The following is a 22,635-nucleotide window of genomic DNA, read 5'->3' on the forward strand; positions in this document are numbered from 1 at the left end:
GCGATTTTCGCTTTTAATCAGGATGATTAATTATGTCTCAACAACGTTTTATAATCAGTCGCATAGCCTCTGCAATACTTGCCGCTTTGGTAAGCTGGGAGGCTAACGCTGTTGAGTTTAATACGGACGTATTAGATCTGGAAGACAGAGCGAATATTGATTTTTCCCGCTTTTCGCAGGCCGGCTATATTATGCCCGGCGTTTATCATATGTCGCTGAGTATTAACGGCGAAAGCGTCGGTTATGAAGGGGATATTCCGTTTTATCCGCGCGACGACGCCCCCTCGGATGACGCCTCCTCCCCCGCACTGCCCGAAGCCTGTCTGCCGCAGGAAGTGGTCGACCGGCTGGGATTAACGGAAAAAGCCGCCGCCCAGCTGACAAGCTGGCGCCAAGGCCAGTGCGTGGATTTCAGTCCGCTGCCCGGCGTAACGTTAATGCCGCACCTCGGCAACGGTGCGCTGGCCATTAACGTGCCGCAGGCGCTGCTGGAGTACACCGACTCTTCCTGGCTGCCCCCTTCCCGCTGGGACCACGGCCTGCCCGGCTTTTTGCTGGATTACAACATCACCGGCACCTTTACCAGTAACCGCAGTTCGGGACGCCGGCAGACCCTCAGCGCCAACGGTACGCTCGGCATGAACCTGGGGGCCTGGCGCCTGCGCGGCGATTATCAGGGCCGCTTCAGCCGCAGCGGTTCACGGCAAAAGAGCCGTCATAATCTGGACTTTAGCCGCGTCTACCTGTACCGCCCGATCCCCAGCCTGAGTTCGACGCTGACCATCGGTGAAAATTACGTCAACTCGCCGATGTTTGACTCCTGGCGCTATGCGGGCATCGCCATGGCCAGCGACGAACGTATGCTGCCGCCGCGGCTGCGCGGCTATGCGCCGGAGATTATCGGCATCGCCCAAACCAACGCCAAGGTGACCGTCACGCAGCAGGGTCGCGTGATCTATGAAACGACCGTGGCGGCCGGGCCGTTCCGCATTCAGAATCTGGACAGCGCCATCCGCGGCACGCTGGACGTCAAAGTCACCGAGCAAAACGGCGAGGAGCACACCTTCAGCCTCTCCACCGCATCGGTGCCTTATCTGACGCGGCCGGGCCAGCTGCGCTATCAGGCGATCGTCGGCCGTCCCACCACCTGGGATCACGATCTGGAAGGGCCGATATTCGCCTCGGGCGAGGCGTCCTGGGGGCTGTCCAATATCTGGACGCTGTACGGCGGCTCAACGCTTTCCGCCGATTACCAGTCGCTGGCGCTGGGCAGCGGGCGCGACCTGTTCGGGCTTGGCACCGTGGCCGTTGACGTGACCCAGTCCGTCGCCAAAGTGCGCGATGACAGCAAAAAACAGGGTAAGTCCTGGCGTCTGAGCTACTCCAAATTCTTCGACGAGATGCAGGCCGACGTGACCTTCGCCGGTTACCGCTTCTCGGAAAAGAACTATATGAGCATGCAGCAGTTTCTGGATCAGCGCTATCGCGGCTACGACGCCAACCACCAGAAAGAGCGTTACCAGCTCAACGTCAACAAGCGGTTTGACAACGTTTCACTGGGGCTGAACTACGAGCATCAGACCTACTGGGATCGCGGCAACACCAAGCAGTACGGCGCCAATATTGGCACCACCTTTGACCTGCCGGCGCTGAAGATGCGCAACGCCTCGCTGACCGCCACGGCCATGCGCAGCCAATACCGCGGGCAGAATGAAAACCGGTTCAGCCTGATGCTGTCGCTGCCGCTGGGCAGCGGCACCGTCAGCTACAACAGCAGCTACACCCGGGGCCAGTACGGACACCGGATCGGCTATTACGACCGGCTGGGGCTGGACAGCTACAGCATCAACGCCGGGGTCGATCACGGCGGCGATCAAAAATCGCGCGCCCAGCTCAGCGGCATGTATACCCATAATGGCGCGCGCAGCAAGGTGAGCATCAACGGCGCGATCGACGGCGCGCAGTACCGTTCGCTGGGGCTTAGCGCCACCGGCGGCATTACCGCCACGCCGCGCGGCGTAGCGCTGCACGCCGGCGGCTACAACGGCAGCACCCGGCTGATGGTGGATACCGACGGCATCAGCGGCGTGCCGATCAACGGCGGCCGCGTGGTCAGCAACGCCTGGGGGATCGGCGTCGTTACCGACGTCAACAGTTACTACCGCACCACCACCCGCATCGATGTCAGCAGGCTGGCTGACGATGTCGAGGCGAAAAAGAGCGTGGTGGAAACCGCGCTGACCGACGGCGCCATCGGCTACCAGCGCTTTGGCCTGCTGCAGGGCAGCAAGGCCTTTGCCACCTTCCGTCTGGCCGGCGGCGGCACGCCGCCATTCGGCGCCGTGGTGCGCAATAGCAAAAATCAGGAAGTCGGCATCATCGGTGACGCAGGCATCGCCTGGCTGAGCGGCATTGCGCCGCAAGAGACGCTGAACCTGGTCTGGAACGATAGCGTTCAGTGCCGGGCCACGCTGCCGTCGGCCATCAATGAACAAAATCTGTTGCTGCCGTGCCGGCAGAACGCCGCCGCAGGCGGCAAACATTAATTTATGCACGGTTTTACCGTCAACCCATGGAGTAAAGAAGTCATTATGCAAGCATTCAACAAACAGGTTGCCGGCATCGTCCTGATGGGCGGCCTTTTATTCAGCGCCGTCAACGCACAGGCCGCCGTCGCCCTGGACAGAACCCGGGTAGTGTTTAACGGCGATCAGAAGGCCATCAGCCTGAACATCAGCAATGAAAATAAAAACTTGCCTTACCTGGCCCAGGCCTGGCTGGAAGATGAGCAGCAGAAGAAGATAACCACCGGCGCGCTGGTGATGACACCGCCGGTACAGCGGCTGGAGCCGGGCGCCAAAAGTATGCTGCGCATTTCCGCCACGCCGCTGGCGCAGCAGCTGCCGCAGGATCGGGAATCGCTGTTCTATGTGAACCTGCGCGAAGTACCGCCGCGCAGCGAAAAACCGAATGTGTTGCAGATTGCGCTGCAGTCGAAGATCAAGCTGTTCTACCGGCCGAAAGGCATCATCCCTTCCGCCAACGCGGTCTGGCAGGAAGAACTGGTGCTGCACGTCGAAGGCAACGGCTACAAGGTTGAAAACCCGACGCCGTACTACATCACGGTGATCGGCCTGGCCGGCAGCAAAGATCGGTCCCTCAAAGGCGAATTCAAGTCGGTGATGATCGCGCCGAAGAGCAGCGTCAAGGTGGCCGGCCAGCACTACCCCACGCCTTATCTGACCTATATCAACGATTACGGCGGCCGCCCGACGCTGGCGTTCAGCTGCAGCGCCGCGCAGTGCACGGTGAAAAAGGGTTAACGATCGCGGCGGGATCCCCGCCCGGCAAAAGTATAAGGAGGGCCGGCCGTGAACCGGTATCTGGGAATCTGTATCGCGCTGTTATCGGCTATCGGCGCTATGGGTAACGCGATGGCGAACAGCAGCCCCATCGAGCTGAAGTTCAGCGGTACGCTGCTGGAAAAACAGTGTATCCACGATTCGGCAGAGGACGCGTATCGCGTCGAACTGCCGCTGCTGTCGGTGAAGTATTTCCAGCACTACGGCCGCGGCCCGACTACCCGCTTTGCCCTGCGCTTTAAAGACTGCAGCACCGCAACGCTGAACAAGCAGGTGCAGATGGTGTTCCACAGTCCGCAGGTGGTGAACGTCGACGGCGTGAGCATGCTGCCCACCGAAGGCGGCACCGGCGTGGTGCTGGGGCTGAATAACGCCTACGGCCAGCCGATCGTGCTGGAAACGCCGTTCAAGGCGGGCGTGATTACCCAGACCGGCATCGGCAGCAGCAACGAGCTGTTTTTTGAAGTCTATCCGCTGGTCATCGACCGCAACGACGTTAACCCCGGGGAGTACAGCGCCACGGTGACGTTTGAAATGAGCTATCTGTGATGATGGCAAGGAGAAACAGCATGTCAGGAAAAGGTCATTTCCGCAGCAGACGTCCGTTAGCCTGGTGCGCCCTCGGGCTGCTTTTCTGGTGCGCCGGCGGTCTGGCGGACGTGCCGGTCACCGTTAAGGCGACGCTGGTCACCCCGGCCTGCTACATCGCGGGTACACCGGGACCGTGGGACGGCGATGTGGGAAGTATACGGTTTGCCGAAATGGCCATTGATTTTGGCGAAGTACCGATTGGCGATCTGGGCACCAGCAATGCGGAAAAAACCGCTTATCTTTGGTTTGCGTGCGCCAAAACGACGAATAAGACATTGAATCTTTACGTTAAACCCACGGCGTATGGCACGCTGCCGTCGCTCGGCAACCACGTATTGGCTACCTCAAAAGAGAATCTGGGCATCGCCATCAGCATCGACGGCCACAATATCGCGCTGGACCAATGGGTGCCGCTGCCGGGTGAGGTTATCTTGCCGGGTGATGCTCTCGCAGAAAATAAAATCATCGTGACGGCGCGGCTGGTGGCGCAGGGCGATAAGGATGCGTTGAGCGGCGGCCAGTTTCAGGCCTCGGCCAACTTTATTCTGCACTATTTGTAACGGCCGCGCGGCAAGCGCGGCGTTAACCCGTTAATTCGCTGGAGTCACCGAACCATGTCTTTGTTTCATCTGCGCGCCGCCGTTGCGCCCGCCCTGCTGCTGGGCGCCAGCTTCACCGCCGGCGCCGCTGGCTACGATGTCACCGCCATTGACGGAGCATCGACTGTGGAAATTAACACCGTGGGCACCGTCACCCAGGGACATATTGCCAGCTTCGTTATTGATGCAGCAACCGTCTCCGGCGATGTGCACTGCGGCGATCGCAATTTGCACAGTTCCCTTGGCAAACAGCGGATATTTATCGACCTGCCGCAGGACCCCGTTACCGGACGTTTTAAAATCAATAATAACCTCTCGGTACAGGTAACCTCGCTCGTATCAACAGAAAGCTGGGGGAATGGCGGCGGGATCACCAGCGTTTGCGACATGGGCACATCCCTGGAGGTCTATCCCGCCAGCTTTTTGAGCGCAGCTTTCCCGATAACGCTGGATTTTTATTTGGACAGAGAGACCATTGACGGCGTAATTACAATACCGGCCATGCAATTGGGGGGATACTCACGCCGATTTGACACCGTCGACCCCGGTAATTACAAACCGGCAAAATATACCATTCCAATCAAGTTAACCGGCGGTAAAATTACCATACCGGCGTATTGTAACGCCTACCCAAACGCGATAGAATTAGATCACGGAATGTTATCTTCGGATAATACCTATGACACGGCGTTTGCCGATCTTACCTATACATGTGCTTCCCCGGTTAATACAACGGTAACTATTAACTATCAAGAAAATGCCACCGGGGATTTAGACCTCTTACATACGGACGGCAGCGTTGGCGCCAGCAGTAAATTAACCATCAGCGATACCAGCAGCGGATTGCAGGGAAAAGAAATATCCACGCATATCGATGCCAGTAAAACGTTCCGCATCACCAGCGAACTGACCAAACTCAGCGGTGAAGGAACCATACAGGGCAGCGCCTGGATTATCGCCTATCTGGATTAAACGGAAAGCATGAATTAAAGGACTACGCCAGTGGTAAAACCACGGCGTAGTTTCGCATATGTCACAGACAGGAAGTGACATATTTATCGGTTTGTTAAATTAATGATATGGAGTAAATAAAACCATGAAGAAGATCTTAATCTTTGATGAGAATAGCTACTTCCGGCAGGCCATTATTCAGTTATTATTAGCCAAGGGTAAAACGCCGCAGTCTATTCTGGAAGCCGGCAATAAGGCAGAGCTGGAAAGTATTCTGTCGACCACCAACGTCGATACGCTGCTGTTCTCCCCTGACGGCAGCCAGGCGGATATTCAGGACAACTTTGTGCTGATCAGAGAATGCCTGAAGCACTGCCGCAGGCTGAGTATCGACCTTTGGCTGATGGTTGACCAAGCTACTGATTTTTATCATCAACTTTGCTGCAGCCATCCACACTACAAGGGCGTTATCAGCAAACGGCAGCCGCTCGAACAGCTAAGCTATTATATTTTCAATACGCTGAAAGAGGAGCTGAGTTGGAAATCACCGCCAAAAGGCACGCTGTCTTATCGCGAAAGCCAAATATTACTTGATGTACTGTGTGGCGATTCCAGTAACCGGCTGACGATACGCTATGGTATTCAGTCGAAAACCATCAGCGCACATAAACTTAACGCATTAGCAAAACTGGGATTGAAAAACATCAGCGACATTTTTAAACGAATGAAAGGCATTCAGGAACTGCCGGTAAAAGGTGAGTTGATCGGCGTATATTAACTACGCCGATCATAAAAGGACGTTGCTAACTGAAACGATCAATCTATATCAGCTGATATATCACCTGTAATAACAGGCATGCAACAATGTACAGCAATCAGGCAAAATAAAAAGCGCCCGATAAACTCGCGCGCTCAGAGAAAAAATATTATTTAGCGTTTAACCGATGCTCGGCTTGTACTTTACAGGCTTCGATCTGAACAACCAATGAACGATTAAACTCTTCCTGCTGATTATGATAGGCAGCCTTATTATCACGCACTCCGGCAATCGCCGTTTTCAAATCACGCGCATACTCTTCCTTATCAATACCAAAATCGGCTAACTGATAACCTTTATCTTCCAGCTGAACAATCGAGCGCGCAATATTTTCATCATCATTGCTCTCCGACCAGGCATTTTTCACCACCGAAAACTGCGCATCGCAATAAGCCGCCGCCGCATCCTTATTTTTTTGCAAGGACGAAGCTGAAGACATCGCCAGAGAAGAAAGTGGCAATAACAGCGCGCACGTCAGCAAAACATATTTCCGCATCACAACCTCCATGAGCGATTTATTCCAAAAAGTGAAGCGGCGTCATTCAACCGCCGCCCTGCCAACCTATCACACTCTGTATTGTCTCACCGTATCAAGCGCGCATTTTAACGTTTCTCGTCAGACAGGCAGCCTGCGTTCAGCGGTACCTCCTGCGCGTGGTTCTCCGTCGACGCCAGACAGCGGTCGCGACCGGCCAGGTAACCCACCAGCGCCATCACCAGCGCCAGCGCCGCGCAGATCAGCAGCGGGCCATGCCAGCTGTGGGTGGCGTCATACAGCAGCCCGACGCCGGGCGGCCCGCCGACCGCCAGCAGATAACCGACGCACTGCGCCATACCAGAGAGCGACGCGGCCTGTGCCGGCGAGCCGGAACGCAGGCCGATAAACGCCAGCCCCAGGATAATGGTGCTGCCGGAACCGATACCGAAGAGCACCACCCACAGCGTGGCGAAAGCGGGCAGCGCCAGCAGCCCCAGCAGGCCGGCGGCGGCCAGCAGCGATACCGTCACGGCAATCGCCCGCTGGTCCTTCATCCGCGCCAGCAGATGGCCGGTAAACAGCCCCGGTAGCGCGGTCGCCAGCTGCAGGACGCCGTGCAGCGAGCCGGCCTGCTCGGCGCTGAAGCCCTGATAGCGCAAAATGGACGGCAGCCAGGCGACCACCACGTAATAAATCAGCGAGTTAAGCCCCAGGAACAGCGTCACCTGCCAGGCCAGCGCGGCGCGCCATACCCCGCCGGAATGCGGCTGCGACGCACCACTGGCGCGCGCCTGTCGCGCTGCTCCATGGGAAAGCTGCGGAAACCAGATCGCCGCCGCTAATAGCGGAAACAGCAGCGTGGCGAACAGCGCGCCGTTCCAGCCCAGCGCCGACACCTGCGACAGCGGCACCACCGCCGCCGAACCCAGTGCGGCGCCAACCCCCATAATCAGGGCGTACAGGCCGGTCATACTCGCCACCCGCTGGGGGAAATCGCGTTTTAACAAACTGGGCAACAGCACGTTGCCCATGGCGATGCCTAGGCCAATCAGCACCGTGCCGCCATACACGCCGATCAGGCCGCCGTAAGAGCGGTAACCGATGCCGGCGGCAATCAGCAGCAGCGCCGCAAAGATCACCCGTTCAATGCCATACTTAACGGCAATGCTGCCGGCCAGCGGCGAAAACAGCGCGAACGCCAACAGCGGCAGGGTCTGTATCAGGCCCGCCTGTACCGCGCTCAGGGAGAAATCGAGGCGGATGGCGTCCAGCAGCGGCGCCAGGCTGGTGAAGGGCGCCCGCAGGTTGGCGGCCACCAGCAGTATGCCCACCAGCAGAAGATGGGACTTTTTCACACGAAAGGATAAGAATTTCATAATATTATTCGCTGAGTTGATTTCCAGCATGACGTCTTGCTTGCGTAATGCGTCGCTAGGATTACAGGCCCTGTAACTGGAGTAGATGTATTATAAAGTTACAATGATGAGTTCTTATATTTATATAACTGCAATTAATCTCTAAATTTGGCCAATTACCATGTCGCTACTGCAAAGCTACGAGGAGTTCGATCCCGACGCCAACGCCAGCCAGGCGGTGGCGCTCCATATCTCGGCCACGGAAACGCGTCGGGACATGCCGTTTCATCACCACCGCAAAGGCCAGCTGATCCTGCCGCTGCGCGGCGGTCTGGTGTGTGAGGTCGCCAAGGCCTACTGGATGGTGCCGACCGGCCACGCCGTCTGGATCCCCGGCGGGATGGAGCACAGCAACCGGGCGATGGGCGACGTGGATATTTATCTGCTGTTCGTCGAGCCGGACTATCCCGGCATGCCGGACGAGTGCTGTACGCTGCAAATCAGTCCGATGCTGCGTGAAATCATCAAACACTTCGCCACGCTGCCGGAGGATTACGCCGCCGACAGCCCGACCGGCCGTCTGGCGGCGGTGATGATGCACGAACTGGCGCAGATGCCGGTTGAACATCTGCATGTGCCCATCAGCGGCAATGCCAAGATCAAACAGCTGGCGGACGAAATTATGCTGGCGCCCGGCAGCCGCAGTACGCTGCACGAATGGGCGCAGAAGCTGGCGATGAGCGATCGCAGCTTTGAGCGGTTTATACGGCGGGAAACGGGGATGACGTTCGGCAAATGGCGCCATCAGCTGCAGCTGATGGTCGCCGTACGGATGCTGGTGCTGGGGGAGTCGGTGCAGAACGTCGCTTATGAACTCGGCTACGACTCCCCCACCGCCTTTATCACCATGTTTAAAAAAGCGTTGGGCAAAACGCCGGGCCGCTATCTGCTGCAGGATTAGCGTCGGCTTTCACGCCAGAACGCGTAGCCGCAGGCGACGATCGTCAGCGCGGCGACCAGCACGTTGCTCAGCCAGCCGATATTCAGCATCCGCAGCATCATGGCCGACAGCCCTTCGGAATACGGCGGCACGCCGCCGCTTTTCACCGCGATGGCATAGAGCAGCGTAATCAGAATCACATGGCTGACCAGCCAGGCGACTACCGGCAGGGTCAGCACCGCCAGCCGGCGTTCCGCCGCGTTGGCGCGTAATGCGAAAAAACAGCCCAGCGGCACCAGCGCGGGCAGCAGCTGCACCAGTCCGTTGGCCGCCAGCTGGCTCACCGGAACCCCGTATTGCCGGAACATCTGCCACGACATAATCGCATCCGCAGGCAGCGTGCGATAAAGCAGGAGGGCGCACAGCCCTCCCCACACCAGCGCGGTTCTGGTTGACTTATTCATCCTGTTCTCCTCTCCCCGGCAGGGTGCGGCAACGCTGCACCATGGCGATAATCACCTGAAACAGCTCATCCTTGGCCTGCCGTTCGCTCACAACGCCGTTCACCACGGCATAAGACAGCCCCTCCGCCGCGCCGAGCATCCCCCGCAGCGCCGCGTCGTGCAGCGGCTGGCCGCCGCAGAACGGGGCGAACAGCGCGCGGCATTTTTCCGTAAAGCCGACGGCGTATTCCTGCCGGATCTGCTCCAGCTCTGGCGTGCCGGTCAACGCCGCCATGACGCTGGGCATCTCGCGTCCCTGCTGCAGCACGCACTCAATGTAGGACGCAGCGATCACCGCCGCCCGCGCCTCCAGCGTCGGCGCCGCGCGGCGGATATTCTCATCCATCAGCGCGGTCTGACGGCGGTCAAACTCTTTGTACAGTATGGCGAATAAACCGGAACGGTTGGAAAAATGGTCGTAGACCACCGGCTTGGTGACGCCGGCCTGCAGCGCCAGATGGCCGAGGGTCAGCGCTTGTGTACCTTCTTCCCGAATAATCCGCCATGCCGCGTCTATCAGCTGGGCGTGACGCGCTTCCCGCGATAAACGCCGGCGTGCAGGCGCTGCAGCCATACGGTGACTCCTGTTGTCGACGGCACTATATACTAAAGGTAACTTACCATTGGTAGGTTACCGTGAAGCCTCAACACTACGTCCGTTCCCGTTTAATGGCAACAGGAGTCTCCCCATGCATGCACTGATCGTGGTCTCTCATCCTCTGCAGCACTCCCTGACGCACGGCAGCGCCGCCGCCATCGCCCAGGGCATCGCCGCGGCCGATCCGGCGCACAGCGTTGAAATCGCCGACCTGACGCAGGAAGGCTTCGACCCGACGTTTTCCGCCGCAGATATGGCGGCGTTTCAGCAAACCGGCGCCGTGCCGCCCGACGTGCTCGCCGAGCAGGCGCGCATCGACCGCGCCGATGCGCTGGTGCTGGTGTTCCCCGTTTATTGGTGGTCCATGCCGGGCCTGTTGAAAGGCTGGATCGATCGGGTGTTTACCAACGGCTGGGCCTATGACGACACCTCCGGCGAGCGCGTGGTGAAAAAACTGACCCACCTGCCGGTGCATCTGGTGGCGCTGGGGGCGGTTAATCAGCAGACCTTCGTCAAACGCGGCTACGCCGACGCCTTTAACACCCAGATCGGGCACGGTATTTTCGATTATTGCGGCGCGCCGCTGCGGAGTTGCGAAGTGCTGCTGATGCCGGAGATGGGCAGCCCTGAGGGCTGCCTGGAGAAGGCGCACGCGATCGGTCGCGCCATTTTCCGCGAATAAAGCCTTCAACCCGCCGGCGCGTCACGGCGCGCCGGCGGTGACTCAGACGTTTTCCATAAAACGCGCCAGCCGCTGCCGCAGCTGCCGGTTCTCCCCGCGCAGCTGTTCGACCTCATCCAGCAGCGTCAGCGCCACCGCGATGCCCGGCCAATCCAGCGCCAGCTCGCGGTGCAGCCGCTGCGCACGGTGGAACGCCGCCAGCGCGCCATCGTCAAACAGCCACTCATCGCCGGCCGGCCGGCAAGGCTCGATCACCCCCAGCCCGACGATTTCAACCAGTTCATCCTGCGAGACGCCGGCGTGCAGACAAAACTCCGTCACCGTAAAGGTGATATTGATATTGGCCATATTACTTACTCCACTCTTTACGCGGGTCGAAATCCGACTGCGCTTCCGCCAGCTGCTGCCACAGCGCCGCGCTCCGTTCGTCCGGCTTCGGCGGCATCACCACTTTCACCACCGCATACAGGTCGCCGCCGGCCTTCTGCCCCTTGCCCGGCAGCCCTTTGCCTTTTATACGCAGCCGCTGGCCGCTCTGCGTGCCGGCGGGAACGGTCAGCAAAATCTGCTGCTGGACGGTCGGCACGGGCACTTTGGCCCCCAGCGCCGCTTCCCACGGCGACAGCGGCAGGACGACCTCCAGATTATCGCCGACGATATCAAACCGCGGATGCGGCGCGATGCGGACGATCAGATAGAGATCGCCGTTGGCGCCGCCGTCGATCCCCGGCGATCCCTGCCCTTTCAGGCGGATGCGCTCCCCTTCTCTGACCCCGGCCGGTATTTTCACGTTGAGCGTTTTCGGGATTTCCTGCTCTACCAGGCCAAACACGTTATATACCGGCACGTGATAGCTGATGGTGCGCGTCTGCTCGGCAAAAATGTCCTCCAGGAACACCGCCACTTCAATCTCCAGGTTCTGCCCGCGCATGGCATGGTGCTGACGCTGTTGGCGCGCCCGCGCCCGTTCGCCGAACATGGAAGAGAAGATGTCGGAAAAGTCTTCGGCGTTGTAACTGTCGTTGTGCTGCGCCTGCCGGCCAAAGTGCGGATCGTTGCGGTGCAGACGCAGCTGGTCGTATTCGGCGCGGCTCTCGTCATCCTTCAGCACCTCATAGGCTTCGGCGACTTCCTTAAACTTTGCCTCGGCGTCCGGCTCTTTGCTGACGTCAGGATGGTATTTACGCGCCAGGCGGCGGTAGGCGGTTTTTATCGCCTTGAGGTCATCTTCGGGCTTAACGCCTAAAATGGTGTAATAGTCCTTAAATTCCATAGCGTTATCATCTCATTGCGGTCTTGTATCGGAAAAGGTGGCGGCGGCCGCGGGATCTCAGCCGACGCGGACGCGTCGCGTCACCATAAACAGGCCAAAGGCGCTGAACAGCATTTCAATCCCGACAATGGTGGTCACCAGGATCACCGAGGTTGCCGCATCGGCGCTGAGCAGCATCCAGGCGATCGCCAGATCCAGCACGCCAATCACATAATGGATCCAACTGCCCGGAATCGCGCGCAGCTGATAACCGGCCAGCAGGCGGAAGACGCCCCCCAGCGCAAACAGCGCCGCCAGATAAACCGCCATGGTAAAAATACCGACGGCGGGGCGGGTGACAAACATATAGCCGATAATCAGATAGGCGATGCCCAATAGAATACCGCCGATCATCGGCCAGGTATTTTGCGCTCGGTTAACGATCATGCCGACAATCATCCCGATCCCGCTCAGCAGCAAAAAAATCCCCATCACCGCGCTGAGCGCCGCGCCGGATGCGAAAGGACTGAACAGACAGAACAGCCCCGCCACCAGCAACAGCAACGCGAGCACCTGCAGCAGCCTGCGCTGCTTTTTCACCAGCTGCGGATCGAGCGCGGGTAAATGACTATTTCCTATATTCAACATATGCGACTCCTTTTTATCGACGAGGTTTCCAGCTAACCCCTGAAATTATAGTCGGATAACACCGCTCGTGATGGACGATCCGCGGGATTGACGCGTGGCGCCGTCGCCAGGGAGAGGCCGCCTGGCGAAAAGCCTCTTTTTCACTTAAAAAATACCGAATAAATGCAAGAAAAAACCAATTTAACAGCGTAAACAACAACAAATTAAATAACTGTAAAAAATAAAACACATGGATATTTCTGACAAATGACAGGCAGTTTACCGTTAAAAGTGCAGGTTATTGACAGCGCTGTTTTCTTAGTATTATTCTCTGCGCAGAAAACTAGCAGAACACACTGAAATAAAACAAAAAATCAGCATCACCACCGTCATTAAAGGTGATGAATGCATTGCTGGAATTTTATTTGTTATATTTATAGCTTTATCTGACAAACAATTAACAATGTTATTATTACGCGTTTATTTCCGCATAAACTCCATGGCAAAACATTTATGCCAGGGCGCGTACTTTCTCTATTTATCTCATTCGAATGACTATCTTCGGTGATTACTTAAATCTATGCAGGGACTGCATGATTAACATGGGCTACGATATGCATTTAATCAAAGGATTGATCCCCCTTAAACCGCTGTTACTGGCTGCCGTTCTATTCCCCTGCGGCGTTAACGCCACCACCCTGCTGGAGGCGATCCGCAACGCCGGCGCCGTCAACCCGGAACTGCAGGCGGCGATGTACCGCCAGCTGGCGGGAAGTGAAAAGAGCAGCCAGGGCCTGGCCGGCCTGCTGCCGACCATTCAGCTGAGCGGCGGTTACAACCAGCAGGATCAGCCGAAGGCGACCTACGCCGCCAAAGTAACGCGCCATAATTACGCCATCTCGCTCAACCAGCCGCTGTTCGATCTGTCCAAATATGCCGACTATCTGCGCGGCAGGGCGATAGCCGACAGCGCCGATATCGACCTGCTGCGGGCGCAGGAGACGCTGGCCTATGACGTCGCCGAAGCCTATGCCGGCGTGCTGTACCAGAATGAGGTGCACCAGGCCGCGCGGGCGGCCACGCAGGTTTACGAAAACGAGCTGCAGCAAACCACGCTGGCGATCTCGCTGGGCAACGCCACCCGCGTCGACGTCGATGAAGCGCAGGCCAACCGCGATCTGTTCCGCGCCAAAGAGATCGAGGCGCACAATAATCTGAGCGCCGCCGCCACCAAATACCGCCGGCTGACCGGCCTGGAGCACGACGCCATCGCGCCAATCAGCGCCGCCTGCCTGCTGCAGGGCGCACAGACGGGGAAAGAGCAGGATCTCTACCAGCGCGCACTGGCCCACAACAGCCAGATCCGCAGCGCGCGCGCCCAGTGGGAAATCGCCAAAACCGGCGTCTATCAGGCGCACAGCGCCCATCTGCCGACGGTCAACTTCCAGGCCTCGTACGGCACCAACTGGAGCCGGGCCGAAGACAGCAACCTGCTTGACGAAATGTTCGGCACAACCTCAAAAAGCACCAACACCCACCTCGGCGTCTCCGTCTCGGTACCGATTTTCAGCGGCGGCCAGCAGATGTCGCAGTCGCGCGAGGCGGTCTATACCCGCGAACAGATGCGCTACAGCCTGATCGACGCCCAGCAGAAGGTGAAGGAAGAGCTGCACAACGCCCTGCTGAACATGACCAACAGCCGCTCGCTGGTCACCTCGACCCAGCAGATGATCCGCTCGGAACAGAACAAAATCCGCTCCACCGCCACCGGCAAGAAGCTGGGGCTGCGCACCAAAATGGATGAGCTGAACGCCTACCAAAGTTACTACGAAGCGGTAAAAAACAACGCCGAAGCGCGCTACAAGCTGCTGATGGCCAAAGTTTCCCAGGCCAGGGCAACCGGCGATCTCGGCCATAACGCCATCGCGCAGATTAGCTGCTCGCAATAACTTTTCGCCAGGATTCAGGATGACACAGTCACTTTTTCGCCAGGAAGCGCTGGATGCCAATAACAACAAGGTCATGGGGACCGTTTCCCTCTATTCGCCGCCGTATCGCTGGCTGGTCATCTCCCTGGCGAGCTGTCTGGTGACGCTGATCGTCTTGTTTATCGTCTTCGGCAGCTATACCAAGAAAGAAACCGCAACGGGCAACCTGCTGCCCAGTAAAGGCATTTACAACATTACCGCGCCGGTGGCCGGCACCATTACCGACATGCAGGTGGAAAAAGGCAGCGAGGTCGAGCAGAACAGCGTACTGATGACCATCTCCTCGGAACTGTCCACCGCCATGGGGCAAACCCGCCAGTTCGTGCACGATCAGCTGACGCTGCAAAATGAGCGGCTGCAGTCCGAGCGGGAAAGCGAACACCGCATGCACGCCGAGACCATGAGCGGCCTGAAAAAGCAGCTCGGCTCGCTGGAATCGCAGATCGGGCTGTTGAAAAAGCAGCAGGTCAAGCGTCAGCAGCAGCTGAACCTGGCCAGCAATCAGCTGCACAAGCTGCAGCAGATGCGCAGCCAGGGCTTCGCCTCTAACCAGCAGGTGGATGAACAGCAGAACACCGTGCTGGAGGTCGGCGCCCGGCTGCAGGACGCCGACCGGCTGGTGATGGATCTGGAGCAGAAGATTATCGCCCTGCGCCAGCAGCTGCGGGAGCTGCCGCTCGCCCTCTCCAAGCGGCAGAATGAAATCGACCGCAGCCAGGCGGATGTGGATCGCGCTCTGGCGGAGAACGAGTCGCACCGCGCCGTCTACATCAAGGCGACGGAAACCGGCACCATCGGCGCCACGCTGGTCAAGCAGGGTCAGGTGGTCGCCAGCGGCCAGCCGCTGCTCTACATTCTGCCGCAGGGCAGCCGGCTGCAGGCCAGAATTATGGTCAGCAGCCGCGCCATCGGCTTTATCAATCCGGGGCAACAGGTGATGTTGCGCTATGAAGCCTACCCCTATCAAAAATTCGGCGTCCAGCGCGGGCGGGTGGTCGAGGTGTCGACCGCTGCGCTCTCTCCGCAGGAGGTGATGGCCATCACCGGCGACCCAAACGTGCATGAGCGGCTGTATCAGGTGGTGGTCGAACTCGACAAGCAATCCATCAACCTGTACGGCAAGGACGTTGCGCTGCGCTCGGGCATCAAGCTGGAGGCGGATTTTTTGATTGAGAAGCGACGGATCATCGAGTGGGTATTTGAGCCTCTCTACGCTTTGGGCCACCGCTTGTAATCACTGCGCTTGTTAACAGGGAGTCATATTTTTCCAATGGAATTCTTAAAGAACCTTCACTTCGGCTTCGGCCGGCGGCTGCCGGTGATCCAGCAGTCGCAGGCGGCCGAATGCGGCCTGGCCTGCGTCGCGATGGTGGTCAATTACTATAAATACAACATCGACATGATCAGCCTGCGCCGCCGCTTCTCCACCTCGATGAAAGGCGCCACGCTGGCCGACGTGATGCGCGTCGCCGGCAGCCTGGGCATGGCGGGCCGCGCGCTGCGCCTGGAGATTGAAGAGCTGAACAAGCTGCGCCGCCCCTGCATTCTGCACTGGAACCTGAACCACTTTGTGGTGCTGAAGAAGGTGAAGAAAAACGCCATCGTCATTCACGATCCCGCCAGCGGAGTGCGCGTGGTGTCGATGAAGGAAGTGTCCAACAGCTTCACCGGCGTGGCGCTGGAGCTGCTGCCGTCGGCGTCGTTCAAGCCGGCGGTAGAGAAACAGTCGCTGTCGATGTTCCGCCTGATCGGCAGCGTCACCGGCATCGGCTCTGCGTTAACCCAGATATTACTGCTGTCCGTGGCGCTGGAGGTGTTCGGCGTGATTACGCCGTTCTACATGCAGTGGGTGATGGACCAGGTGCTGGTCTCCGACGACCGCGATCTGCTGACGCTGCTGAGTGTCGGCTTTATTTTCGTCTTCCTGTTCCAGAACCTGATCACCGCCCTGCGCTCCTGGGTGATGACCTGGTTCTCCAGCCTGCTGAACGTGCAGTGGACCACCAACGTCTGCTCGCACCTGCTGGGGCTGCCGCTGTCGTTTTTCGAGTCGCGCCACGTGGGCGATATTATTTCCCGCTTCGGCTCGGTCAGCACCATTCAGGAGACGCTGACGACGCGCTTTATCAGCTCGGTGCTGGACGGCATCATGGCGGTGGTGACGCTCGGCGTGCTGTTCACCTATAACAGGATGCTCGCTGCGGTGGTGGTGCTGCAGTTTCTGCTGTATGCCGCCATCCGCTGGATCGCCTATCGCCCGTTTCGCAACGCCAACGAAGACCACATCATCACCGCCGCCAAGGCGCAGTCGATTCTGCTGGAGTCGGTGCGCGGCGCCAAAACCCTGAAGCTGAATAACCGCCAGGATATCCGCGTCAGCAGCTACGCCAACGCGCTGGTGGAAACCACCAACAAAAACATCGTCGTGCAGCGCCTGAGCATCAGCTTCAGCACCATCCACGGCATTATCGCCGGCATCGGGCGTATCGCGCTGGTGTGGCTGGCCGCGCTGCAGGTGCTGGACGGCAACTTCTCCGCCGGCATGCTGATCGGCTTTATGTCGTTCGCCGACCAGTTTATCTCACGCGGCTCCGGCCTGGTGGACGCCTGGATCGATTTCCGCATGCTGCGGCTGCACGGTGAGCGTCTGGCGGATATCGTCCTGACCGAACAGGAAAAAGACGGCCGCCACGATGCGGAAACCGCGGGCAGTATCGCGCGTACCTCGCCGACCATCACGCTGGACAACGTATCGTTCCGCTATGCCGAGACCGAGCCGATGATTCTGGACAGCTGCTCGTTCGAAATTAAGTCCGGGGAGTCCGTGGCGCTGATCGGGCCGTCCGGTCAGGGCAAAACCACGCTGGCCAAGCTGCTGCTGGGGTTGCTGACGCCGGAGTCCGGGCGCATTCTGATCGACGGCGTCGATATTCAGGACGTCGGGCTGTACCAATACCGCGAACGCATCGGCTGTGTGATGCAGGATGACATCCTGTTCGCCGGCTCTATCGCCGATAATATCTGCTTCTTCAGCCAGGAAGCCGATCAGGAACGCATCGAGCAGGCGGCTAAAATCGCGCAGATCCATGATGACATTATGAAAATGCCGATGGCCTATCAGAGCCTGGTGGGCGATATGGGCTCATCGCTGTCCGGCGGGCAGAACCAGCGCGTGCTGCTGGCGCGCGCGCTGTACCGCAATCCGTCGATCCTGGTGCTGGATGAAGCCTCCAGCCACCTGGACGTGGAAAAAGAGATGCTGATTAACGACGCCATCCGCAATATGTCGGTCACCCGCATCATCATCGCCCACCGTCCGGAGACCATCCGCAGCGCCGAGCGCATCGTGATGCTGTCCGGCGGCAAGGCGCAGCCGGTCAACCCGGAGACGCTGGCGCCGTTTTAACCGCCCTCGGCACGGTGCGCGGCCGCGCACCGTCACAGCTCTGTCATAAAAATAACACTTCCCTTTATTAATCAGCCGATAAGCTAAACTTATTACCAATAGTCAACGGCGGCGCAGCTGGTGCCGCCAGCCTCAGCCGGCGCTGCCGCCGGCCGTTCACTTGCAGGGAGCCTACTGACGCATGCCCACCCTTTCGCGCAGAAAACTGTTACAGGCGGCGGCCGTCGGTTCGGCATTTTCGCTGCTGCCGGCCTCAATTCGCAAAGCGCTGGCGATCCCCGCCAACAACCGCACCGGCAGCCTGCAGGACGTGGAGCACGTGGTGATTCTGATGCAGGAAAACCGCGCCTTCGACCACTACTTTGGCACGCTGCCCGGCGTCCGCGGCTTTAGCGACCGCTTTACCATCCCGCTGCCGGACGGTCGCAGCGTGTGGCAGCAGCAGGGGCCGGAGCGGCTGGTGCTGCCCTATCATCTGGATGCGCAGCGCGGCAACGCCCAGCGCGTCAGCGGCACGCCGCACACCTGGCCAGACGCGCATGCAGCCTGGGACAGCGGCCGCATGAGCGCCTGGCCGAGCCACAAAACGCCGACTTCCATGGGCTATTACCGCGAGCCGGAGCTGCCGTTTCAGTTCGCGCTGGCCAATGCCTTTACGCTGTGCGACGCCTATCACTGCTCGATGCACGCCGGCACCAACCCCAACCGGCTATTTTTGTGGACCGGCAGCAACGGCCCCGGCCCGGATAACAGCGCCGTGGTGCTCAATGAGTGGGATCATCCCGGCAGCGAGGACAAAGGCTACCGCTGGAAGACCTACCCGGAACGTTTGGAAGAGAGCGGCGTCAGCTGGAAGATCTACCAGTACCTGCCGGATAACTTCGGCGATAACCCGCTGGCCGGCTTCCGCCAGTACCGCGCCGCCAGCATCAAGGCCGGCAACCCGGCCAATCCGCCGAAAGAGTTCAGGGACTTTGTGCCGTACAGCGAGCACATCAACGCCGTCGCGCCGCTGTATAAAGGCAACGGCAACACCCTGCCGGCCGGCGGCGACGGCGATCTGGAGGCGATGCTGGCCGGGTTCCGCAACGACGTACGGCAGGGTAAGCTGCCGCAGGTCAGCTGGCTGATCGCGCCGGCAGCCTACTCCGAGCACCCTGACCCTTCCAGCCCGGTGCAGGGCGGCTGGTTTACTCAGGAGGTGCTCAATGCGTTAACCGAACGGCCGGAGGTGTGGAGTAAAACCGTGCTGTTCGTCACCTACGATGAAAACGACGGCTTTTTCGATCACCTGCCTTCGCCGTCTGCGCCGTCGCTGCGCAGCGACGGCAGCTTCGCCGGTAAATCCACCGTGCCTTTTGAAACGGAAATATTCCAGCACCCGGCGCCGCCGGGCAGCACGGATCAGCCGCCGCCGGACGCCGGCATCTACGGCCCCGGCCCGCGGGTGCCGATGCTGGTGCTGTCGCCGTGGAGCCGCGGCGGCTGGGTGAACTCCCAGGTCTTTGACCATACCTCGGTGCTGCAATTTCTGGAAAAGCGTTTTCAGGTGCGTGAGCCCAATATCAGCGACTGGCGGCGGACGGTCTGCGGCGATCTGACCTCGGCCTTTAACTTTGTCGATCCCAACCATGAAACACTGCCGGCGCTGCACACCACCAGCCGCCGCGCCGCCGACGCGCTGCGTCAGCGTCAGGAACAGCTGCCGCCGGTGCCGCTGCCTGCCGCCGGACAGCAGCAGCTGCCGCAACAAAAACGCCAGGCGCGTCCGTCACGCGCGCTGCCCTATCAGCTGCAGGTAGAAGCGAACGTCTACCCCCAGCAGCAGTTGCTGGCGCTGAATATGATCAATAGCGGCAGCCAGGGCGCGGTGTTCCACGTTTACGACCGGCTGCGGCTGGACGAGATACCGCGCCGCTTTACCGTAGAAGCGGGTAAAGCGCTGAGCGACGAGTGGCAGATTGCGGGAGATTACGATCTGTGGCTGCTGGGGCCGAACGGTTTCCACCGCGCTTTGCGCGGCAACCTGCAGCATTCACAGGCGGAGGTGCGGTTGGAGAGACAGCCGGACGGCCTGCGCCTGACCCTGCTCAATCCCGGCGCGCAGGCGCAGGAAATAACGCTGGCGCACTGCCCCTACGGCAGCCGGGAAGCGCAACGCATCCCGCTGGCGGCCGGCGCAACGCATACGCTGTCGCTCGACGTCAGCGCCAGCGGCGGCTGGTACGATATTAGCCTGACGGATAAACGGGGCTGGCTACGTCGGCTGGCCGGACGGCTTGAGAACGGCCGGCACAGTATCAGCGACCCGCTGATGGGTCAGCCCTGAGCCGCCGGCGGCTTCCCGCCGCTCAGCAACGGAGGCTTAAGGTCAGAAACGGTAGCCGACGCCGACGGTAAACAGATTCACGTCGCGGTTCAGGCCGCCGATATCGATCTGCGATCCTTCATAACCGACGTCCAGCACGATATTTTCCCGGGGGGTAAACAGCAGGCCGGCGCCGTAGGCAAAGGCTGAGGCGGAACTGGCGCCGCGGCTGCCGCGCGCTCTGCCGCTGTTCTGCTCCGTCGCCCAGGCGGCGGAGTTTTTCACATTGCTGTGGCTCAGCCCCACCAGACCGTAAATCACCATATAGCGGTTCAGGTAGTAGGCTGGCCCCACGCTGTAGGCATAATAATTCAGCTCGGTTTTACCGCCGTTCGCGCTGTGGTTATCGCCGCCCAGCGCGCTGAAAGAGTTCATCAGACTCAGGGCGGAGCCCCACTCATAACGATATTTGATATTAATGCCGTCCAGGTCGCTGAAATTATCAAGCTGGGCGCGCGCATAATCAAAAATTACGGTGTGGCGTTCTGCCTGTGCCGGCATAAGCGTAGATAAAGCGACAACGATAGCGCCAAGCAGTGCTGATTTTTTCATTCCATCATCCTTAAATAACCATTCGCTACCTGACCAATTTCTCTTTCCATTCATTCAGACAGATAGCCACCGGTGAACGGCCATAGCGACACGCACACGCCCTGGCGCCTATCAGGCTGAAGGGTCAGCAGGTGGGATGATAGCCAATCAGCGCGCGGATTTCATGCGGCCAGACGGTAAAAAAAACGGCTAACGCAACAAACAAGAGAGAGCCTAATTCTTATAAAGAAAATACTTAGAGAACGAGTAGCATAATTACCCGACAGGCGCGTTAAGTTGCAGCCTAACCATTAATAATCATTAATCGATAAGCTATACAAAAAATAAAACATAAAGATAGGAAATAACGTTATAAACGGACGAGTAATGACATAATCCATTCCCCTGCCTCATAGCGAAACGTTACTTGATTAATTTAAAATTTAACGTTCTTTATCTCACTGGAATATCCACCGTGATGACCATCTTGCCGATCGTCGGCAACCCAGTGCAGCGTCGTACCGCACACTGCCCGCACGCTCTTATCCTTCCGACCGCGCCGACAGCGCGGCGATTTTTTCTGTTGCATAGCTAAACCGGTTCTTCTATTTTAGCTCGCCATCAGCCACAGTAATAACGGGGTAAAACATGGCAAACCGAGTCTGGGTTCTGGGAGACGCCGTTGTCGATCTGGTTCCTGAAAATTCAAATAGTTATCTGAAGTGTCCCGGCGGCGCGCCGGCCAACGTCGCGGTCGGCGTCGCCCGTCTGGGCGGCGACAGCGGCTTTATCGGCCGCGTCGGTGACGACAGCTTCGGCGCCTTTCTGCGCCAGGTGCTGAACAGCGAAGGGGTCGACACCACGCAGATGTTCGCCGACGCCGAGCACCATACCTCGACCGTGGTGGTGGATCTGGCCGGCGACGGCGAGCGCTCCTTCACCTTTATGGTGACCCCCAGCGCCGACCTGTTTCTGCAGCCCGCCGATCTGCCGGCCTTTCAGGCCGGCGAATGGCTGCACGCCTGTTCAATCGCCCTGTCGCAGGAGCCAAGCCGCAGCACCACGCTGGCGGCCATGGCCAGCATCCGCGCCGCCGGCGGCTGGGTCAGCTTCGACCCCAATATCCGCGCCGACGTCTGGCGCCAGCCGGAAGAACTCCGCCCCTGCCTGATGCAGGCGCTGCTGCTGGCCGACGTGGTGAAAATCTCACTGGACGAACTGCTCTTTATCAGCAACCTCAATGAGATGCACGCCGCGGTTGACTGGATGCTGGCCCACTTCCCGCTGCGCCTGCTGCTGGTCACCCAGGGCGGAGACGGCGTTTGCGTCCATGACGGCCGAGAACTGCGCCACTTCCCGGCCACGCCGGTCGTACCGGTGGACACCACCGGCGCCGGCGACGCCTTTGTCGCCGGGTTGCTGGCCGCGCTGTCGGCGCTCGGCCGTCTGCCGCAGGCCGACGAGTGGCCGGGCGTGATTGCCCAGGCGCAGGCCTGCGGTGCGCTGGCCACCACCGCCAAAGGAGCAATGACCGCCTTGCCGCACGCCGACGAACTGGCGACGCTGCTGTTACAACCTGCCTGACCC

At 59.2% G+C, this 22,635-nt stretch carries 21 protein-coding genes; 13 read left to right on the plus strand and 8 right to left on the minus strand.

Going from position 1 to position 22,635, the window contains the following annotated elements; all coding sequences use genetic code 11:
* Positions 1 to 32 precede the first annotated feature (32 nt).
* The 6 genes from I6G83_RS03570 to I6G83_RS03595 all read left to right on the plus strand — a co-directional run bounded on the left by I6G83_RS03570 (position 33) and on the right by I6G83_RS03595 (position 6,281).
* Entirely contained in the window at positions 33 to 2,546 is a 2,514-nt protein-coding gene (locus I6G83_RS03570) for a fimbria/pilus outer membrane usher protein (protein WP_054306864.1), read from the plus strand.
* 45 nt (positions 2,547 to 2,591) lie between these two features.
* The gene (locus I6G83_RS03575; protein WP_054306883.1) at positions 2,592 to 3,323 is read left to right on the plus strand and encodes a fimbria/pilus periplasmic chaperone; all 732 of its coding nucleotides are present in this window, start codon (positions 2,592 to 2,594) and stop codon (positions 3,321 to 3,323) included.
* A gap of 48 nt (positions 3,324 to 3,371) precedes the next feature.
* A complete protein-coding gene (locus tag I6G83_RS03580; protein ID WP_054306865.1) occupies positions 3,372 to 3,911 on the plus strand; it encodes a fimbrial protein in 540 nt (179 codons plus the stop codon).
* Positions 3,912 to 3,931: 20 nt separating this feature from the next.
* On the plus strand, positions 3,932 to 4,513 hold the full coding sequence (locus I6G83_RS03585) for a fimbrial protein (protein WP_054306866.1): 582 nt from the start codon (positions 3,932 to 3,934) through the stop codon (positions 4,511 to 4,513).
* Positions 4,514 to 4,567: 54 nt separating this feature from the next.
* On the plus strand, positions 4,568 to 5,524 hold the full coding sequence (locus I6G83_RS03590; RefSeq protein WP_054306867.1) for a hypothetical protein: 957 nt from the start codon (positions 4,568 to 4,570) through the stop codon (positions 5,522 to 5,524).
* Positions 5,525 to 5,648: 124 nt separating this feature from the next.
* A complete protein-coding gene (locus I6G83_RS03595; protein WP_054306868.1) occupies positions 5,649 to 6,281 on the plus strand; it encodes a LuxR C-terminal-related transcriptional regulator in 633 nt (210 codons plus the stop codon).
* 148 nt (positions 6,282 to 6,429) lie between these two features.
* Here the strand turns inward: I6G83_RS03595 and I6G83_RS03600 are convergent, their stop codons facing one another.
* Both I6G83_RS03600 and I6G83_RS03605 read right to left on the minus strand, forming a co-directional pair.
* Positions 6,430 to 6,816, minus strand: coding sequence for a hypothetical protein (locus tag I6G83_RS03600; RefSeq protein ID WP_128143865.1), 387 nt, complete (start codon positions 6,814 to 6,816; stop codon positions 6,430 to 6,432).
* Positions 6,817 to 6,923: 107 nt separating this feature from the next.
* Positions 6,924 to 8,174, minus strand: coding sequence for a CynX/NimT family MFS transporter (locus I6G83_RS03605; protein WP_054306884.1), 1,251 nt, complete (start codon positions 8,172 to 8,174; stop codon positions 6,924 to 6,926).
* A 160-nt stretch (positions 8,175 to 8,334) separates the two neighbouring features.
* Here I6G83_RS03605 and I6G83_RS03610 point away from each other — a divergent pair, with 160 nt between their 5' ends.
* Positions 8,335 to 9,114, plus strand: a complete 780-nt coding sequence (locus I6G83_RS03610) for an AraC family transcriptional regulator (protein ID WP_054306870.1) — start codon at positions 8,335 to 8,337, stop codon at positions 9,112 to 9,114.
* Here I6G83_RS03610 and I6G83_RS03615 read toward each other — a convergent pair.
* The gene (locus I6G83_RS03615) at positions 9,111 to 9,557 is read right to left on the minus strand and encodes a hypothetical protein (protein ID WP_054306871.1); all 447 of its coding nucleotides are present in this window, start codon (positions 9,555 to 9,557) and stop codon (positions 9,111 to 9,113) included. The two genes, I6G83_RS03610 and I6G83_RS03615, sit on opposite strands and share 4 nt — an antisense overlap.
* Positions 9,550 to 10,170 carry a TetR/AcrR family transcriptional regulator gene (locus tag I6G83_RS03620; RefSeq protein ID WP_054306872.1) on the minus strand — a complete coding sequence of 207 codons (621 nt, stop codon included), beginning with the start codon at positions 10,168 to 10,170 and terminating at the stop codon, positions 9,550 to 9,552. The genes I6G83_RS03615 and I6G83_RS03620 overlap by 8 nt, the downstream gene beginning before the upstream one ends.
* A gap of 115 nt (positions 10,171 to 10,285) precedes the next feature.
* Between I6G83_RS03620 and I6G83_RS03625 the strand changes: the two genes are divergently transcribed.
* The gene (locus I6G83_RS03625) at positions 10,286 to 10,876 is read left to right on the plus strand and encodes an NAD(P)H-dependent oxidoreductase (RefSeq protein WP_054306873.1); all 591 of its coding nucleotides are present in this window, start codon (positions 10,286 to 10,288) and stop codon (positions 10,874 to 10,876) included.
* A 42-nt stretch (positions 10,877 to 10,918) separates the two neighbouring features.
* Here the strand turns inward: I6G83_RS03625 and cbpM are convergent, their stop codons facing one another.
* Genes cbpM through I6G83_RS03640 form a run of 3 tightly spaced genes read right to left on the minus strand, consistent with a single transcriptional unit; the run spans position 10,919 to position 12,776 of the window.
* A complete protein-coding gene (gene cbpM, locus I6G83_RS03630) occupies positions 10,919 to 11,224 on the minus strand; it encodes a chaperone modulator CbpM (protein ID WP_054306874.1) in 306 nt (101 codons plus the stop codon).
* Between the two features lies 1 nt (position 11,225).
* Complete coding sequence (cbpA, locus tag I6G83_RS03635) at positions 11,226 to 12,149, minus strand: curved DNA-binding protein (protein ID WP_054306875.1); 924 nt, start codon at positions 12,147 to 12,149, stop codon at positions 11,226 to 11,228.
* 57 nt (positions 12,150 to 12,206) lie between these two features.
* Positions 12,207 to 12,776, minus strand: coding sequence for an HdeD family acid-resistance protein (locus tag I6G83_RS03640; RefSeq protein WP_054306876.1), 570 nt, complete (start codon positions 12,774 to 12,776; stop codon positions 12,207 to 12,209).
* A 572-nt stretch (positions 12,777 to 13,348) separates the two neighbouring features.
* Between I6G83_RS03640 and I6G83_RS03645 the strand changes: the two genes are divergently transcribed.
* The 4 genes from I6G83_RS03645 (at position 13,349) to I6G83_RS03660 (ending at position 20,478) form a co-directional block, all read left to right on the plus strand.
* The gene (locus tag I6G83_RS03645; protein WP_054306877.1) at positions 13,349 to 14,704 is read left to right on the plus strand and encodes a TolC family outer membrane protein; all 1,356 of its coding nucleotides are present in this window, start codon (positions 13,349 to 13,351) and stop codon (positions 14,702 to 14,704) included.
* 19 nt (positions 14,705 to 14,723) lie between these two features.
* A complete protein-coding gene (locus tag I6G83_RS03650; protein ID WP_054306878.1) occupies positions 14,724 to 15,977 on the plus strand; it encodes an HlyD family secretion protein in 1,254 nt (417 codons plus the stop codon).
* Positions 15,978 to 16,013: 36 nt separating this feature from the next.
* Positions 16,014 to 18,149: a peptidase domain-containing ABC transporter gene (locus tag I6G83_RS03655; RefSeq protein ID WP_054306879.1), complete on the plus strand. Its 2,136-nt coding sequence runs from the start codon at positions 16,014 to 16,016 to the stop codon at positions 18,147 to 18,149.
* Between the two features lie 181 nt (positions 18,150 to 18,330).
* Complete coding sequence (locus I6G83_RS03660) at positions 18,331 to 20,478, plus strand: phosphocholine-specific phospholipase C (protein WP_054306880.1); 2,148 nt, start codon at positions 18,331 to 18,333, stop codon at positions 20,476 to 20,478.
* Between the two features lie 42 nt (positions 20,479 to 20,520).
* Here the strand turns inward: I6G83_RS03660 and I6G83_RS03665 are convergent, their stop codons facing one another.
* Complete coding sequence (locus I6G83_RS03665) at positions 20,521 to 21,069, minus strand: Ail/Lom family outer membrane beta-barrel protein (protein ID WP_071889272.1); 549 nt, start codon at positions 21,067 to 21,069, stop codon at positions 20,521 to 20,523.
* Positions 21,070 to 21,696: 627 nt separating this feature from the next.
* On the opposite strand from I6G83_RS03665, the gene I6G83_RS03670 reads away from it, so the two are divergent.
* Positions 21,697 to 22,632 (plus strand): aminoimidazole riboside kinase, encoded by a 936-nt coding sequence (locus tag I6G83_RS03670; RefSeq protein WP_062779327.1) that lies wholly within the window; start codon positions 21,697 to 21,699, stop codon positions 22,630 to 22,632.
* The last annotated feature ends 3 nt before the right edge of the window (positions 22,633 to 22,635 follow it).

The organism is Serratia rubidaea (assembly GCF_016026735.1).
In the GTDB taxonomy this organism is placed as follows: domain Bacteria; phylum Pseudomonadota; class Gammaproteobacteria; order Enterobacterales; family Enterobacteriaceae; genus Serratia_B; species Serratia_B rubidaea.

Excerpts from the sequence above, each read along its gene's own strand:
- I6G83_RS03570 (WP_054306864.1), top strand. The coding sequence starts at position 33 with ATGTCTCAACAACGTTTTATAATCAGTCGCATAGCCTCTGCAATACTT.
- I6G83_RS03575 (WP_054306883.1), top strand. The coding sequence starts at position 2,592 with ATGCAAGCATTCAACAAACAGGTTGCCGGCATCGTCCTGATGGGCGGC.
- I6G83_RS03585 (WP_054306866.1), top strand. The coding sequence starts at position 3,932 with ATGTCAGGAAAAGGTCATTTCCGCAGCAGACGTCCGTTAGCCTGGTGC.
- I6G83_RS03590 (WP_054306867.1), top strand. The coding sequence starts at position 4,568 with ATGTCTTTGTTTCATCTGCGCGCCGCCGTTGCGCCCGCCCTGCTGCTG.
- I6G83_RS03595 (WP_054306868.1), top strand. The coding sequence starts at position 5,649 with ATGAAGAAGATCTTAATCTTTGATGAGAATAGCTACTTCCGGCAGGCC.
- I6G83_RS03600 (WP_128143865.1), bottom strand. The coding sequence starts at position 6,816 with ATGCGGAAATATGTTTTGCTGACGTGCGCGCTGTTATTGCCACTTTCT.
- I6G83_RS03605 (WP_054306884.1), bottom strand. The coding sequence starts at position 8,174 with ATGAAATTCTTATCCTTTCGTGTGAAAAAGTCCCATCTTCTGCTGGTG.
- I6G83_RS03610 (WP_054306870.1), top strand. The coding sequence starts at position 8,335 with ATGTCGCTACTGCAAAGCTACGAGGAGTTCGATCCCGACGCCAACGCC.
- I6G83_RS03615 (WP_054306871.1), bottom strand. The coding sequence starts at position 9,557 with ATGAATAAGTCAACCAGAACCGCGCTGGTGTGGGGAGGGCTGTGCGCC.
- I6G83_RS03620 (WP_054306872.1), bottom strand. The coding sequence starts at position 10,170 with ATGGCTGCAGCGCCTGCACGCCGGCGTTTATCGCGGGAAGCGCGTCAC.
- I6G83_RS03625 (WP_054306873.1), top strand. The coding sequence starts at position 10,286 with ATGCATGCACTGATCGTGGTCTCTCATCCTCTGCAGCACTCCCTGACG.
- cbpM (WP_054306874.1), bottom strand. The coding sequence starts at position 11,224 with ATGGCCAATATCAATATCACCTTTACGGTGACGGAGTTTTGTCTGCAC.
- cbpA (WP_054306875.1), bottom strand. The coding sequence starts at position 12,149 with ATGGAATTTAAGGACTATTACACCATTTTAGGCGTTAAGCCCGAAGAT.
- I6G83_RS03640 (WP_054306876.1), bottom strand. The coding sequence starts at position 12,776 with ATGTTGAATATAGGAAATAGTCATTTACCCGCGCTCGATCCGCAGCTG.
- I6G83_RS03645 (WP_054306877.1), top strand. The coding sequence starts at position 13,349 with ATGATTAACATGGGCTACGATATGCATTTAATCAAAGGATTGATCCCC.
- I6G83_RS03650 (WP_054306878.1), top strand. The coding sequence starts at position 14,724 with ATGACACAGTCACTTTTTCGCCAGGAAGCGCTGGATGCCAATAACAAC.
- I6G83_RS03655 (WP_054306879.1), top strand. The coding sequence starts at position 16,014 with ATGGAATTCTTAAAGAACCTTCACTTCGGCTTCGGCCGGCGGCTGCCG.
- I6G83_RS03660 (WP_054306880.1), top strand. The coding sequence starts at position 18,331 with ATGCCCACCCTTTCGCGCAGAAAACTGTTACAGGCGGCGGCCGTCGGT.
- I6G83_RS03665 (WP_071889272.1), bottom strand. The coding sequence starts at position 21,069 with ATGAAAAAATCAGCACTGCTTGGCGCTATCGTTGTCGCTTTATCTACG.
- I6G83_RS03670 (WP_062779327.1), top strand. The coding sequence starts at position 21,697 with ATGGCAAACCGAGTCTGGGTTCTGGGAGACGCCGTTGTCGATCTGGTT.